Here is a 16,188-nt window from a genome sequence, read left to right on the forward strand (position 1 = left end):
GTTTCAATCAGTGATGAAGTCATTCAAAATTTTGTGTCGTCCAATTGTTGCTAGTCCAAGACGGTAGTCCTTTTCAAAATTACGGTCAAAATCAATCGTATATTTTTCATGTAGGGGTAAACGTCTTTGAATAGTCTGTTTTATTTGATCAATTTGCAAATTTGAAAGTTGAGATTTTTCAGCATAAATAATAATTAAATTTGGATTGAGAAAACTGATGATATTTTGAATGTGCTGAACTATCTGTTGAGAAAGGGCAGCATTGTGGTCAATCGTGCTATAAGAAATCTCTCCAGCCAGACCATCCGCACCATTTATCAGCCGATTATTAATAACGATTCCCACGCCTGGTTCAAAATTGTTAGGGAAATAAATTCCGACGGCAATATTTTGACTCTCATTCAATTCAGTTGCAGCTCCAAAAGTGCTGGCATTAGCATCATTGACAACCACTGTTTTAATATCGGTAGCCGTTTCAATAGCTAAAGACAAATTGATACCTTGCAACGATTTAACATCGCTAATTTGTAAATAACCATTCAATTCAGCACCAGGAACGCCAATAATAATTTTTTCTGGTTTATTGTTAGTTGTCTGTACTTTGATAAACTCAGTCAGTTGTTCGACCGAAGTAATCGGCTGGTCATTGAATTGTTTTTGTAAAATTTTTCCTTGTAAATTAGTTAGAAAGAAATTGGCTTTGATTTTCGAGCCATCTTCAACTAAAGAAATGATGCCAAGTTGGTAAGCATCATAATTTAACCGATATATTTTAGCGCGCCGACCACGAGTATTGACGTAATCGGTGGTAATAATTTCAGTATTATTAAGAATTATTGCCAGCAATTTATTGATACTGACGATACTTAAACCAGTTAAAGCGGATAATTCTTTAGCTGAAAGCTGTTCATTTTCGTCCAACAAATCCAGAATAGCCTGTAGGTTTTGTTGGCGGGCGGATAAGCGCAGATCTGTTTTCAAAATATTCCTCCTCAGTAATGGATAGGTAATTCAAAGTAGATAAAAAAATTTATTAAATTTAGATTGATAATATGTTTAAACAACGTGCATAATGTATATAGAAAGATTATTGTAGTAGCCGTTTCCAGAGCTGAGAGTATTCATCTGCTGCGCGGCACGACCCGAGCCAAAAAGCGGTCTCGAGTCTCGCTTGAAGCCTTTCCAAAAACCGGAAAGTCTCCAACACGTCCGGTGGTGTAATGGCTAAAGCCATAACGCCACTTTCGCTGCGGATGAATACTCTCAGTTCTTCCAACTAGTTAATTTTTTATTAGCGTTATTTCTAAAATAATTTAAAATAATCTAGTTGTGGGATGCTGGTGAAATGGTAAGCCACAGTGGAGGTGGCGTTGGAGCATTAGTTCCTACACCATGGGGCGAGTTTTGAGTTTTGCGTACTTTGTAAAGTTCGAACCGTTCCGCACAGCTTGTGAATATTTCCCAGCTCTGTAGACGGAATTCAATGTCCAAACAAAAAGGATGGTAATGCTTATGATTAAAAATGATTACAACGTAGAACTGAATCGCTTAAATCAAATTGATGCAGTCGATATCCCTCATTTAAAGAATGTTCAAATGATTGTTAAAGACCGCATTGATACACATTCATATGACCCTATGATCTATGACCATCTGAAGAATCTATCTGATGAACCTAGTTTACCAAATGATTTGACTCAATTGCGTGATGGAAACAATCATAATGATATTCCTGAAGCAATGTATCCTAATGTAACTGTTGATGAAGAATATACAGATGCTTTGAATCGCCATGTTCGTTATTTGAAAATCTATCGTAACGATATAACGGTAGAATCTAAAGCGCTAGTTTATATGCATGGTGGCGGCTTTTACGGTGGTACTCCAGAAGATACTTTACCATTTTTACAGCTATTAGCCACTAAATTTACTGGAGTAATTTATAGTGTCGATTATGGTATCGCACCTGAAAATCCATTTCCATCTGGTGTTGAAGATGCCTTTTCAGTTGTTTCAGCAATCAGCCACTTGTATGATGAAATTTCATTGTCTGGTGATTCAGCCGGCGCAGCGATTGCTCTGGGTGTCAGCCAATTATGTCATTTAACAGGTATCTGCGAGATTTATAAACACGTGCTATTTTATCCGACGGTTGTTCATGGTTCAGATCATGATGGTTCGTTGTGGAATGACCGTCTAATACCCGTTAAAGATGAGCAACGTCGAGCTTTGCACAACAATTATACCCAATTTAAATCACTTGATACGATTATGACCGATTATTATACAAACCACCAAGGACTTGATTTGTCTGCTCCTATTTTGTCACCACTATATGCTGAGCCGTTGAATTTTAAACATACTTTAGTTTTGACGGGCGAATTTGACCCATTCCGTTTGCAAGATGAGGCATTTGTCCAAAAGATAGGCATGGCAGGATGTGAAGCTAAATATATCCGTTATGGTGGCTTAGCACACGCTTTTCTCAATTATGTGGGACGCATTCCAGCAGTTGAAGATGCGTTAAATGAATGTGCCGATGCTTTAAATTAAAAAAGCCCGAAAGCTATTAACTTTCGAGTTCTTCATCGGTTCCCAAGAGATTCTTGAGATTTCTAAGTTTTTTAAGTTCCATTCTCCAAGTACTTACTAAGACTAGGACTGAACCCATCCAGGCAAGTGGATTGGCCATTGCAGCCCCGTAAAATCCAAATAAACGAACTAAAACGATACCTGCAAAAACTCTCATTAGAAGCTCGGCAATACCGGCGATAGTGGGAGCTTTTTGGTTGCCCAGTCCTTGCAAGGTGTACCTGACGATAAATAATATCGAAAGAATAAAGTAACTGGAACCATTGAAATAGTAATAAATTTGAACCAAATGTAAGACAGTTTCTTGACTGCCATTCATGAATAGATGAGAAATGCTACGACCAAAGAAGATTAAAAAGGCACCAATAATCAAACTTGCGGAGACAGAGATTAGAATGCCATCTTTAACCCCTTGTAAAATACGGTCGAATTTTTTACCACCAAGATTTTGAGCAGTGTAGTTTACCAAAGCTAAGCCAAAACTGAAGGCAGGTAAAGTAGCAATTTGTTCAACTCTACCGGCAACAGTGTAAGCAGCTACGGCGTTTGCTCCCAAAGTATTCAACATAACTTGTAGGATAATCGAACCGATAGCGATAATGGATGATTGAAATCCCATCGGTAAACTAATTTGAAGTAATTTTTTAATTTCAGCTTTATCAATCTTGAAGTCACTCTTCGTTAAAATCAAGTAGGGAATGTGACGACGAATGTAGAAGTATAAAATCACAAAAGTAATTGTTTGTGCGACAACTGTAGCCAGCCCGGCACCAGCAACGCCCATGTGTAAGTACAAAATGAAGACTAGTTCCAATAAGATATTTAGAACAGTACTTACAATTAAGAAAAATAGAGGAACACGGGAGTCCCCAAGCGCCCGCATCGTATTTCCCAGAAAATCAAAACCAACAAAAGAAAATATTCCTGCAAAAATAATTTCCAAAAAGATAAATGAATCATGAATCAACACCTTGGGAGTTTGCATTACTACAAGCAAAGGATAAGCAATCAAAAGGGCAAGGATAGTAAAAATTACGGCAATGCAGATTGAAATGATAATTCCAGATGCAAAACTTTTTCGAACCCCTCGTTCATCGTTAGCCCCGTATTTTTGAGCAGTCAAAATAGTTAAACCACTGGTCATACCTTGAGCAAATCCGATGACCAAACCTGTTAATCCCCCAGTTGCACCAACACTGGCAAGAGCATCGACACTGATTGTTTTTCCGACAATTAATGTATCAATCAAACTGTAAAATTGTTGGAAAAAGTTACCTAATAGTAAAGGAATCGTGTACAGAAATATAACTTTCATAGGTCTTCCTTGCGTCAGATCTATCATATGTGTATATCCCTTTCATAAAGATTAACGTGTAATGCTAGTTAAATATGCCGTCTCCAGAGCTGGGAAATATTCACAAGCTGTGCGGAACGGTCCGAGCCAAAGAGCGGTCTCGAACCACGGCACACAAATATTTCCCAGCTCTTCCGACTAATTAATCTATATTAATTGAACGCAAGAGTATTCATGCTCAACTAATTTTATATATAGAAATATAGTCTATGAGAATATCTGCAATAAATTATCAACTAGCACTTTCCGTTAAGATTAAGACTATTTTAGCATGTTTATTTTTTATAATGATGTTGTTTGCGCATAAAAAAATTAATTTTTTTGGTTAGTTTGTTGAGTAATGCCGTTTCCTGCTGTCGGAAATGTAGTACCGCTTTGGGGACCGGAAGTTAGTTTTGATATAAAAGAACGATTCTCTGATGATTAAGATATATCAGAGGTTCCTGTAAACATCAAAAAGGTTCTGAGCTTGGAAGTTAATCCAGACTCAGAACCTTATTTGTTGAAGGATTAATACGTTAGTTGAATCTCTAGATTGGCGGTTAATGGCAATTTCTTGCCAATGAAAATCACTTCGGTATCTTGATTAGCTTTGATTGAAACGCCATCTGAGGTGATCTGGAATTTGAATTGTGTGCCTTTGAAATTCATCTTGAAATCAATTTCTTCCCACTGTTCAGGCATATTAGGGTCAATTTCCAATACATCGCCACGGTAGTCAATGCCGGCAAAGAAGGAAGTTACTAGATTTAGCGTTGCTCCCATAACGCCCAAATGGATTCCTTCAGCAGTTGTTCCACCTTGAATATCGTAGTAATCGCTTGTTAAAGCCTCATAGAACAACTTCCAAGCTGTCTTGGTATCGTCTGCTTTTAACAGTAGCATTGAGTACACGATTCTGGATAACGTTGAGCCGTGAGTTGTCCGCTCAATGTAATACTTAACATTGTCGTTGATAAACATTTCATGATTGGTGATGGGGTAGCCGAGGTCAGACAGGATGTCGAAAAAGTCCTGGTCGGTTAAATTAAATAGAGCCATTAGTGTGTCAGCTTGTTTGGCAACTTGATAGTTGTCTGGTGTGTCATCGTGAGCTTTGAGGATTCGATCCATACGTGAAATATTGCCATATTGTTTACGATATTTGTCAAAATCGAGTCGTTTCAAATCAAAATAACCTTCAAATTGTCCGAGAATATCATCTTGGAAATCGAGTTTTAAGTTATGTCTGATGTCATCGAGTTTTTGAATATCAATATCGGAAAAGTTGGCCTTGCGGAAATTGTTATCTAAAACATCGCTCGATTCAGTATTGATCAATTCGCCGACTTTCTTAAATAACCAGCTGACCATGATGTTTGTATATGCGTTATTTTTAAGACCGCTTTCCTCTTTGTCAGGATATCCTTCATGGAATTCATCTGGTCCCATAACATTGGCAATCGTGTATTTGCCAGTGTTTTTATCCAACTTGGACATATCAATCCAGAATTTGGCAATATCAAGAAGCATTACGAGTCCATAATGTTGCATAAATTTTTCATCGTGACTGAGGTGGAAATAGTTTAGAACGTTATAAGCGACTGCCAATGAGACATGACGTTGCTTTCTAGAATTGTCTGGATCCCACTTGTTGGTAATGGGGTTCAAGTGAACTTCTTGGGACTGTTCATCGCCGTACAAGCCACTTTGCCAAGGATACATAGCACCGTTATGACCATTGCTTTCTGCATAATCAAGCGCTGCCTTGAGGCGGTTATAACGATACATTAAGAGATATTTTACTAGCTCGGGGTTGTGTAGAACATAGAAATTAATGTCGAATAATTCATCCCAGAAAATATGTCCACGGTAACCTTCACCAGTCAAACCACGAGAACCAACCGAGGCATCAAGGTCTTTATTGGCGTCAGCTTGTGCAGCGGTGGTCATGCTGTAACTGTTGAGACGTAAGAGCTTTTGGGCAGTAATATCACCAGTAATGACAACATCTTCCTGTTTCCAAACCTTTTGCCAATCTTTTGCTGCTTGTTTGGCGGCATCAGCAAAGCTTGGTAGGAATTGATGCTTTTCAGCTACTGAAACAACATTTTCTTTGGTCTCTAGGGAAGTAAAGAGGCTGACATCTTTTTCAAAGTAGTAAGTTTCTCCAGCTTGAGCATTGAATTCAAGTCTTTGTTCAGCAATCTCATCTTCGTTGTGAACACTATAAAGTGGGTTAACGATTGTTGGGTAATGTAGATCAGTTTTAATGGCAAGCTTGATATCTGATTGAACGGTATGAGCTGCTAGAACAGCTGTTTTATCGATATTGTCAATTTGGTCAATGACAAGATGCTTGTTGGCCAAATTACGATATCTTTCAACATTAGAGTTGACGACCGTACCATCAATTTGCGTATAGATAGTAATTTTACCGTTGAAATTCATGGGGTTAATGGCATATTGCAGGTAATAGTCGTGATAATTTTGCATATCGGCAACTTTCTTCTCAATAACTTGTAATTCTTTGCCGTCTTCTAATTGGATTAATAAAGTAATGGTCAGTAAACCAGTTTTTAAATCAAGTGAACGGTTAGATTCTTTAATAACGCTTTTATCAATTTTAAAAGGCTGTCCGTCGTTGATACTAAAAGTGATGTATTGCGCGTTTGGCAAGTTGACTAAATCTTCATTGATAATGTCACGGCCATTGATAGGGGTTGATAGTTGGTTGAAAACACCGGCAATATAAGTAGCTGGATAATTGTCGTCGCTTGCTTTGGCCTCGAGATAAGTGCCACGGAGTCCGAAGTAACCATTGCCGATTGTCTGCATGGATTCTTGTCCATATTGACGTTTACCGTGGTCGAGTCCGTAATAGTCGAGATGCCAAGTTGCGTAGTCAACCTCGTGTTCGGAAGCTAAGAGTAAATCTGAATCAACTTTTTCTTCTATATTAATGACTGGGATATGGAAGATATTTTCTAACTCAGTCCCAAAGTCGACAACTTGTCCAAGAAATTCGATAGCGTTCTTTTTTAAAAGAAATCTGCTAGGATTTGTGATCACAATGACATTAGGTTGGTCGGATAGCGAGTCCTTGAATGTTTGTAAATTTTGTTTAAGTTCTATATTTGAATCAAAGTTATATGACTTTTCATCAATTGCATTTTCACTGTTGGAATAACTTATCTGCGAATCGGTGATCTTAATATACATAGGTTTCATAATAAACTCCTCCGAATGATATCTAGAATGAAGTAGAACAAAAATTCAATATATGTTTAAACACATTCATACTAACCTGATTATACACCCCGTATAGGTAAATTAAACGCACATTTTATAATTATTTTTGTTATGACTTGATGTTTATACAGGACGAGTTGTATTATAGTAACAGATAAGGATGTAACCGGTTCCTGATAAATTTAAGGAGGTGCTTTTTTATGAAAGGTATTAAAATGCTTGCTCCTGTTTCTGGACAGGCGGTTGAAATGTCTGAAGTTCATGATCCAATGTTTTCTGAAAAGGCCATGGGTGAAGGATTCGGGGTTATCCCTGATGATCAAACAATCGTTGCCCCAGTTTCAGGTAAAGTTATGCTTGTCGCATCAACCAAGCATGCAATTGGACTTGTTACCGATGATGGATTTGAAGTTTTAGTTCACATGGGTGTCGATACAGTCGAATTGAACGGAACTCCTTTCGAACTATTTGTTAAAGAAGGAGATAAGGTTAACGCTGGCGATACAATTGCAACGATGGATATTGATGCTGTCAAGAAAGCTGGTAAGGTGACGGATGTTATTGTAGCCATCACGAATACAGCTAAGATGGTCAAAGAGATTCACGTTACTAAAGGAAATGTACAAGCTGGTGCGACAGTGGCTGAAGTTGAACCAATGGCTCCCGGTGAGGCAGTTGCTAAACCAAAGGGTAAAGTAGATTACAATCAACTGGGTCAAGATATTGTCAAGAATGTTGGTGGTGCTGCCAATGTTGAAAATGTAATTCACTGTATTACCAGAGTTCGTTTCTATTTGAAAGACGATAACAAAGCTAATGACGATGTTATCAAGAATATGCATGGCGTTTTGGATGTTGCTAAGGCTGGAGGACAATATCAAGTTGTTATTGGACCAGCAGTTGAAGATGTTTATGACGCTGTTGTTAAAGCTTTAGGACCTGGCTTTGGTAGTGATTCTGATGCTCCAAAACAGGAAAAGGTTGCAGCTCCAAAAGGTGTCTGGCCTAAGACAAAATTTTATTTTAGTGCTCTAATCGGTGTTATTACAGCCAGCATGATGCCTATCATTGGATTGTTAGCTGCATCAGGTATTTTGAAAGGTCTTTTAGCTTTGATTGTGTCCGCTAAATGGCTTTCTGCAACAAGTTCTACTTACATGATCATTAATGCAATGGGAGATTCAGTCTTCTACTTCCTACCAATTCTAGTTGGTTTCACAGCTGCTAAGAGATTGGGTGCAAATCAAATCATCATGGGTGTTATCGGTGGTGTTTTGGCATATCCAACTTTGGTACAAGTTGCTACAAAGACTAGTTCCACAGCTATGAACATTAACTCATCATTCTTTGGTATTCCTATTCATATTGCTAACTATACTTATTCAATTTTCCCAATGATTGCCGCAGCTTGGATTGCTGCTAAAATCGAACCATGGCTCAAGAAACATATTGTTATGTCACTACGTATGATTCTTAGTCCTTTGCTAGAAGTATTTATTGTCAGTGCTGTAATCATTGTCGTTGTTGGACCAGTTATTACATTGCTAAGTTCTTACTTAGCTGCAGGTATCGTTGCACTATTGAAGATCAGTCCAGCTATTTCTGGCTTGATTATCGGTGGACTTTATCAGTGCTTGGTTATCTTCGGTTTACACTGGGCCGTTATTCCAGTTGTTGCCAGTCAAATCGCTACAACCGGACACAGTGCTTTGAACGCTATCGTTTCAGCTACAATGGTCGCTCAAGGTGCCGCTGCTATGGCAGTGTTTATTAAAACAAAGAAGAATATCGACATGAAACAAATTGCCGGTGCCGCTACACTTTCAGCTTTTGCTGGTGTTACAGAACCCGCAATGTATGGTATTAATTTGAAGTATGGACGTATCTTCTGGACAGCTAATATCGGTAGTGCTGTCGGTGGCCTAATTACTGGACTATTGCATGTTGATATGTGGGGCTTTGCCGGTTCATTGATTGGTTTCGCTTCATTTATCAATCCAAAAGGTATCGATGGTAGTTTCACAGGATATCTAATTGCTTCAGCTGCAACAATTGTAGTTGCCTTTACATGTACATACTTGTTCGGATTCAAAGAAGAAGATCTCGAATCAAGTCATGCAGTTGAAAAGGTAAGATTAGGTAGTCGTGAACCAGCTGCTAACTAAAATGAATATAAGTATTGAAACTATGGCGACGAAATAGTTTTGAATACGAAAAAAGAGAGATACTTATGCATTCATAGGTATCTCTTTTTAGTGGGATTGTTTATGATGAGAGTATTAAAGTTTTTGCCGTCTCCAGGACTGAGAACATTCACCTGCTATGCGGACCGGGTTCGAGCCGAAGTGCGGTCTCGAACCTCGATTTGAAGCCTTACCAAAGTTCGGTAAGTCTCCAAACTCGCCCGGTGGTGTAAGAGCTGAAGCTCTAACGCCACACCCACAGCTGGTGAATGTTCTCAGTCCTTCCGACTAGTGGATTTTAAGGATAATTTACTATTTAAATGTTTCAAAGCTTTATCCTTTGATGGTTATGTTTATTCGGACTAGAAATCTAATTGTAGGTGTATATGGAGAAATTTTAGACTAATACAATCCATGAAGGTTGATATGTACACATTGTGTGTGACTGCAGTTGTAATTTGTTCAATACAGCAGAATCGTTAATTTTATTAACCCCTCATATAAAAAAATAAATTAGTTGGAAGAGCTGAGAGTATTCATATTCAGCGAAAGTGGCGTTATGGCTTTAGCCATTACACCACCGGACGTGTTGGAGCCTTACCGAACTTTGGTAAGGCTTCAACCGAGGACCGAGACCGCACTTTGGCTCGGGCCGTGCCGCGGTGCGCCTGGCATGGGCGTTAACTTAGAGGTGAAAGTCCTCTGTGAACCGTAGTAGTCGGAATCACTAGCTTAGGACAAGGGTGTCCATCGTGAGGTGGAATCTGAAGGAAGTCCAAGGCAAAGTACCGAGCTGATGTACAAGAAGTGGCTATAAGGCTGGATTTGCAGGATAAGGGTGCCGCGGAATTCAAATCCGATCACTACTGCAAGGGCAAATCAAGTAGAGCCAACAGCTACATGGTACGAAAGTTAACGTTCTTACCCAGGGAGGTCTGTATCGAATGTCTGGCAAGGACTCGAAATGAGTCCTACAGACAAATTAGGCCGTGATGTCTAACTGAACGATGCAGAAGTCAGCAGAGGTCATAGTAGTCGCTTTGCGACGAAGGACTGAACATTAATAATTCTTTTCGATATTGGAGGTGGAAGCGATGCGACAATCGCAGAAAATAGAATGTAAATTCGACCATTTTAATGCTCACATATGTGAACAAATGATGGTACGTAGCGCCGCTTCTGGCGAAAATACGAATAAGAATGGCATTTCATTTAAGCAACTAGTTTTAGATGAAAATAATCTCAATAGAGCCTATAAGCGAGTCAAGGAAAACAAGGGTGGAGCTGGCATAGATGGAATGACTGTCTATGACTTGTTCGACTATATTCGTAAGAACAAGGAAGCACTACTTAAGTCCTTAAGTGATTCAACTTATAAACCTAGCCCCGTCAAAAGGGTAGAAATACCTAAGCCAAATGGGACTATGCGTAAGCTTGGTATACCAACAGTCTTCGACCGTGTGGTACAACAAGCAGTGGCGCAGGTTATGAGCCCTATCTTTGAGAAAATCTTCTCTAACAACAGCTTTGGATTTAGACCAAATCGAAGTGCCCATGACGCAGTAAAACAGGTTGTGAGTTTTTACAAGCAAGGCTATCACGTTGTGATAGACCTTGACCTAAAGTCTTACTTCGACACGGTGAACCATGATTTACTTATCAAGTTCATCAAGCAATATACTGATGATGAATGGTTGTTAAATCTAATTCGTAAGTTCCTAACCAGTGGCGTAATGGATGGAAAACTATTTCAAGAAATGGAAAAAGGTACGCCTCAAGGCGGTAACCTTTCTCCACTCTTGGCCAACATATATTTAAATGAGCTGGACAAGTTATTGACCACCCGTGGTCATAAATTCGTCCGCTACGCTGATGACTGTAATATTTATGTCAAAAGTAAACGAGCAGGAAGAAGAGTCCTGAATAGTATTTCAAGGTTCCTAGAAAGTGGTTTAAAGCTAACTTTAAACCAAGAAAAGACCAAAATTACAGTGCCAACAAAGTCAAAGTTTTTAGGATTCTCTTTAGGCTTTACCAACAAGGGCGTATGTTTACGCCCGAGCTATCAAGCCGAAAAGAGGGTCAAGCAATCGCTAAGAAAACTCACAAAGAGGAATCGAGGTCGAAAGCTTGAAGTTATCCTGAAAGAAATAAGACAAAAGATGGTTGGATGGCTCAATTACTATGGAATTGGTGCGATGAAGGATTTTATCAGAAAACTTGATTCTTGGTTGCGAGCACGTATTAGACAATATATTTGGAAGTCATGGAAAAGACCCAAAGCAAAGTATAGGAAGTTGGTTAAATTAGGCGTGACACGGCGTCAAGCGTTTATCTGTGCAAACTCCAGTAAAGGATACTGGCGAACAGCGCACAGCAGTGTGGTGCAACACGCCCTAAGCAAGAAAAAGCTAGAATCTTTTGGCCTAATAGACATGACCAAAAGACTCCAGTCTTTGCAAAATGCTTAAATTAATGAACCGCCGTATACGGAACCGTACGTACGGTGGTGTGAGAGGTCGGTATCGTGAGATACCTCCTACTCGATCAGCAGATGAATACTCTCAGCTCTGGAAACGGCATCCTTGAACAGTACCGTATAAATTGTTTAAGAATATTTTTATATTTATTTCATTTTAATTATTTATCGTATAATCAAAGTAAGTGTTTTATTCTGGAGGTAAATTAATGGCTGAAGTTAAAATCAGACCGGCTCAACCAGAAGAGGTGGAAGAGTTCTGGGAGATAGCATACAGTAATCCGGATCCTGAGTGGGCGAAGTATAATGGACCTTATTTTCATAATGTTTTGCCAAGCAAGGAAGAATTCGTTAGTGTGATTGCCTATCGTAATTGGATTCATAATAAAAATCATTTGTTAATAACGTTTGATGATAAAATAGTTGGTTCCGTTGGGGCTGGTTTTGAAGATGGCAAGTTGGAGCGTTGGCTTGATATGGGAATTATCGTTTACCGTGATGATTTATGGGATGAACATATCGGTACCAAGGCTTTGAAGCTATTTATCGACTATTTATTTGGAATCTATGATTTGCCACATATTGGTTTAACCACATGGTCTGGAAATCCACGGATGATGCACGTTGCTGAAAAAGTAGGAATGAAGCAGGAAGCTTGTGTGCGTCAGGTGCGCTATTACAATAATCGCTATTATGATTCTGTTAAATATGGGATTCTTCGTGACGAGTGGAATAACTTAAACAAATAATATGAGTTTGTCCGAAAGGGTGGACTCTTTTTTACTCGCTGTTTACAATTAGAACGTGTTTCTACTATATAATAAGGAGTTTTTTGGTTATGGATTATATGCTTGGAGTCGATATTGGCACGACTAGTACCAAGGCTGTTCTTTACGATATGAAAGGTAAAGTAATTGCCTATGCTAATGCTGGTTATAAATTGTATCAAGATGTGCCTGATATGGCCGAGGAAGATCCAGACGATATTTTAGATGCCGTTGTTGCAGTCATGGGACAAACGATTCAGAAGAGTAAAGCTCAACCAACTGATATCAAAGGCGTTTCTTTCTCTTGCGCCATGCATAGTTTGATTTTAATGGACCAAGCAGACCAGCCATTGACTCGAGCAATTACTTGGGCTGACAATCGTGCTGCCAAATATAGTGAAGAGTTGAAGAACAACGGTCTGGGTGCAGAAATCTACGCTAAAACTGGTACACCAATTCATCCAATGGCTCCTTTATCAAAAATCCTTTGGCTACGTAATGAAAAACCAGAATTATTCAAACAAGCTAAAAAGTTTATCGACTTAAAAACATATATTTTCTTCCGTTTATTCGGAGTATATAAAATGGATTATTCAATCGCTTCAGCTACTGGAATGTTCAATATCTTCAATTTAGACTGGGAGCCACAAGCATTAGATTTATTACAAATTTCACGAGAACAATTACCAAAATTAGTTGAACCAACTGCTCAAATAACAGGTATTGATCCAAAGTTTGGTAATTTGTTGGGGATTTCAGCTAACACACCATTTATTTTTGGAGCCAGTGACGGAGTATTGTCCAATTTAGGTGTTAATGCGATTGATCCCGGAGTTGTGGCAGTTACAATTGGAACGAGTGGGGCAGTTCGTGTCGTAGTTGATAAGCCAGTAGTAGACCCTGATGGGAAATTGTTCTGTTATGCATTAACCAAGGATAAGTGGGTCGTTGGTGGACCAGTTAATAATGGTGGCATTGTCTTTCGTTGGGTCAAAGATCAATTGTTTGCGCCAGAACGAATTACGGCCGAGCAGATGCAAGTTTCTACCTATGATATTTTGACGCAAATTGCTGAGAAAATACCCGCTGGTTCAGACGGATTACTGTTCCATCCATATTTAGGTGGTGAACGAGCTCCAATTTGGGATGCTTATGCAAGGGGGTCATTCTTTGGCCTAACAAGAAAACACACTCGTGCCCATATGGTCAGAGCAGCATTGGAAGGTATCGTCTACAATCTATACGTTGTCATGTTAACGATTGAGAAAATCACGGGTAAGCCAAAGAGCATTCAAGCAACTGGAGGATTTGCCAGATCATCATTGTGGCGTCAACTTTTGGCTGATATTTTTGAACAACCAGTGACGATACCAGAAAGTTTCGAAAGTTCATGTTTAGGTGCAGCAGTATTGGGGATGTATGCTTTAGGTTATGTTGATGACTTGTCGGAAGTCAAAGATATGATAGGAGTAACGCACGTCCACCAACCAAATGAGCAGAATTTTGAAGTTTATCGAGAGTTATTGCCAATCTGGATCCGCTTGTCAGAGGTGTTGGAACCAGAGTATAAAGAAATAGCTGAGTTTCAAAAGAGACATAGCGATTAATTTAATATTATGAAAATATAGTTATAATTATGATTTTCAACCGACTAGGTGAAAATTATCTGCATATGTATTTGGAATTCTGTGTTTTTGGCATTTACCTAGGCATTGAAAAGTAATAACTCAGTATAAACGTTGTTACAGCAGGCATAACAGTTGCTTATTCAGTTGTTATCACAGAAACAAACTAGTTGGAAGAGCTGAGAGTATTCATATGTCGTGCAGCAGATGAATACTCTCAGCTCTGGAGACGGACCACTTAAATAAAACTTTAATCTTTAAATATATATTTACGCTAAAAGAGAGCCATAAATCCTAATTTGTTAGGGTTTATGGCTCTATTTTTAATCTATTTATAACAAAAACGCTAATAAAATAACTAAAAACTTTCAGAATAAGTCATTAATTATGTTTAATTTTATAACTTTATGATTGCTTACACACCAACGAATAAACGAACATTTGTTTCATTTACATTACTAAGATTACAGAAAATGGCTTTTTTGTAATTATACAGACGTTGTTGTGTAATAAAACCCTGTTAGTATATGCAACATAGCAAATGAGGGCTAGACAAAATACTTTAAATATAAGGATGTAATCAATTCATGAAAAAAGTTTTATCAATCGCTTTAGTAAGTACTATGGCATTAACAGCAATCGCAGCATCAACTAAGACTGCTCAAGCTGCAGTAATTCTCGACAATCACCATGTTCAAGTTGAAGCAGGGGATACTTATAAAGATATCGCTGCTAACGCTGGCGTAACAATCGCTGAACTAGAACAAGCAAATGGCCGTGAAATCGGTGGATTTGACTTAATTTTCCCAGGTGAAACAGTTACATTGCCAGGTGCAACAACACAAGTTGCTACACAACAACCATCAACAACACAAGCAGCTGCTGAAGATACAAGTTACCAAGCTCCTGCACAACAAGCTACACAAGTACAAGCACCAGCACCAGCACAAACACAAACTGCTTCTACACAAGCTACAACTCAAACTGGTACATCACAAGGAACATTCAAGATTTCTTTCTATGATCCAGCTGTACTAGGTTCAAACATGGGTTATAGCGGTGTTGCTGCTAACCTTTCAGTATTCCCTAAGGGTACAACTCTTAAGATTACACTTTCTGACGGTACAGTATTGATCAGAACAGTTAACGATACAGGTACATTTGCATACAGTAACCCTAACCAATTAGACGTTGCTATGCCAAATAACCAAATTCCTTCATACGGTGTTACAACAGCATCTGTTGAAGTACTTTAATACAAGATAAATCTGTTTAAAAAAAGACTTGATAATATATCAGGTCTTTTTTTGTTGCCGTCTCCAGAGCTGAGAGTATTCATATGCTACACGGCACGGTCCGAGCCAAAATACGGTCTCGGCCCTCGGTTGAAGCCTTTTCAAAGACCGAAAAGTCTCCAACACGTCCGGTGGTGTAAGTGGCTAAAGCCACAACGCCACTTTTGCAGCATATGAATACTCTCAGCTCTTCCGACTACTTTATAATTAAATGTTTATATAAAGTCGTTTATATAAAGTTCTAATATTCAACCCTCAATTTTTCATTAAAGATAAAGCTTGATGCAACACATTTTCTCCATTCATGGTTCCGTAATCTTTCATATCGATAACTTCCATTGGAACGTTGACTTCCTTGATTATGTTATTGAATAGGAATTTAATTTGTGGACCAAGTAAGATTACGGAAGGATGGTGGAGCTTTGCCTCTTGGGGAATTGCCGAGCTATTTGTGGCAAAAATATTAACGTCGATATTTTCTTTCTTCGCTGCTTTGGTCATCTTTGTTACTAACAGAGAGCTGGACATACCTCCAGCGCAAGCTAACATAATTGTTTTAGTCATCGTGATCCTCCTTAAATCTACATTATGGTCAGTATATTCTTGAGTTTGAATTTCGACAAGACAGAAAAAGAACAAAGCATGATTGGAAATTAACCATA

The 16,188-nt window shown here is 38.7% G+C and carries 10 protein-coding genes; 6 read left to right on the plus strand and 4 right to left on the minus strand.

All coding sequences use genetic code 11. The features are described 5' to 3' along the window. Nucleotides 1-3: 3 nt before the first annotated feature. A complete protein-coding gene (locus JP39_RS03860) occupies nt 4-981 on the minus strand; it encodes an ROK family transcriptional regulator (RefSeq protein WP_041499218.1) in 978 nt (325 codons plus the stop codon). 531 nt (nt 982-1,512) lie between these two features. Here JP39_RS03860 and JP39_RS03865 point away from each other — a divergent pair. Further along, a complete protein-coding gene (locus JP39_RS03865) occupies nt 1,513-2,553 on the plus strand; it encodes an alpha/beta hydrolase fold domain-containing protein (RefSeq protein WP_041499217.1) in 1,041 nt (346 codons plus the stop codon). A 16-nt stretch (nt 2,554-2,569) separates the two neighbouring features. Here the strand turns inward: JP39_RS03865 and JP39_RS03870 are convergent, their stop codons facing one another. Further along, on the minus strand, nt 2,570-3,934 hold the full coding sequence (locus JP39_RS03870; protein ID WP_041499216.1) for an MATE family efflux transporter: 1,365 nt from the start codon (nt 3,932-3,934) through the stop codon (nt 2,570-2,572). Nucleotides 3,935-4,456: 522 nt separating this feature from the next. Then, nucleotides 4,457-7,156, minus strand: coding sequence for a glycoside hydrolase family 65 protein (locus tag JP39_RS03875; protein WP_041499215.1), 2,700 nt, complete (start codon nt 7,154-7,156; stop codon nt 4,457-4,459). 221 nt (nt 7,157-7,377) lie between these two features. Here JP39_RS03875 and JP39_RS03880 point away from each other — a divergent pair, with 221 nt between their 5' ends. The 5 genes from JP39_RS03880 to JP39_RS03900 all read left to right on the plus strand — a co-directional run bounded on the left by JP39_RS03880 (nt 7,378) and on the right by JP39_RS03900 (nt 15,487). After that, a complete protein-coding gene (locus JP39_RS03880) occupies nt 7,378-9,342 on the plus strand; it encodes a PTS sugar transporter subunit IIABC (protein WP_041499214.1) in 1,965 nt (654 codons plus the stop codon). A 1,112-nt stretch (nt 9,343-10,454) separates the two neighbouring features. Continuing rightward, nucleotides 10,455-11,831 carry a group II intron reverse transcriptase/maturase gene (gene ltrA, locus JP39_RS03885; RefSeq protein ID WP_048698678.1) on the plus strand — a complete coding sequence of 459 codons (1,377 nt, stop codon included), beginning with the start codon at nt 10,455-10,457 and terminating at the stop codon, nt 11,829-11,831. Nucleotides 11,832-12,048: 217 nt separating this feature from the next. Next, a complete protein-coding gene (locus JP39_RS03890; RefSeq protein ID WP_041500683.1) occupies nt 12,049-12,588 on the plus strand; it encodes a GNAT family N-acetyltransferase in 540 nt (179 codons plus the stop codon). An 89-nt stretch (nt 12,589-12,677) separates the two neighbouring features. Then, nucleotides 12,678-14,213, plus strand: a complete 1,536-nt coding sequence (gene gntK / locus JP39_RS03895) for a gluconokinase (RefSeq protein ID WP_041500686.1) — start codon at nt 12,678-12,680, stop codon at nt 14,211-14,213. Between the two features lie 605 nt (nt 14,214-14,818). Continuing rightward, entirely contained in the window at nt 14,819-15,487 is a 669-nt protein-coding gene (locus JP39_RS03900; RefSeq protein WP_048698777.1) for a DPBB and LysM peptidoglycan-binding domain-containing protein, read from the plus strand. A gap of 294 nt (nt 15,488-15,781) precedes the next feature. Here JP39_RS03900 and JP39_RS03905 read toward each other — a convergent pair whose 3' ends face one another. Then, nucleotides 15,782-16,090, minus strand: coding sequence for a PTS sugar transporter subunit IIB (locus JP39_RS03905; RefSeq protein ID WP_041500688.1), 309 nt, complete (start codon nt 16,088-16,090; stop codon nt 15,782-15,784). Between the last annotated feature and the right edge of the window lie 98 nt (nt 16,091-16,188).

The sequence above is a fragment of the Companilactobacillus heilongjiangensis genome, assembly GCF_000831645.3.
Lineage (GTDB): Bacteria > Bacillota > Bacilli > Lactobacillales > Lactobacillaceae > Companilactobacillus > Companilactobacillus heilongjiangensis.

Bases quoted from the DNA above. Each gene is read 5' to 3' on its own strand.
- gntK (WP_041500686.1), top strand. From the start codon at position 12,678: ATGGATTATATGCTTGGAGTCGATATTGGCACGACTAGTACCAAGGCT.
- JP39_RS03905 (WP_041500688.1), bottom strand. From the start codon at position 16,090: ATGACTAAAACAATTATGTTAGCTTGCGCTGGAGGTATGTCCAGCTCT.
- JP39_RS03875 (WP_041499215.1), bottom strand. From the start codon at position 7,156: ATGAAACCTATGTATATTAAGATCACCGATTCGCAGATAAGTTATTCC.
- JP39_RS03865 (WP_041499217.1), top strand. From the start codon at position 1,513: ATGATTAAAAATGATTACAACGTAGAACTGAATCGCTTAAATCAAATT.
- JP39_RS03880 (WP_041499214.1), top strand. From the start codon at position 7,378: ATGAAAGGTATTAAAATGCTTGCTCCTGTTTCTGGACAGGCGGTTGAA.
- JP39_RS03900 (WP_048698777.1), top strand. From the start codon at position 14,819: ATGAAAAAAGTTTTATCAATCGCTTTAGTAAGTACTATGGCATTAACA.
- JP39_RS03890 (WP_041500683.1), top strand. From the start codon at position 12,049: ATGGCTGAAGTTAAAATCAGACCGGCTCAACCAGAAGAGGTGGAAGAG.
- ltrA (WP_048698678.1), top strand. From the start codon at position 10,455: ATGCGACAATCGCAGAAAATAGAATGTAAATTCGACCATTTTAATGCT.
- JP39_RS03870 (WP_041499216.1), bottom strand. From the start codon at position 3,934: ATGATAGATCTGACGCAAGGAAGACCTATGAAAGTTATATTTCTGTAC.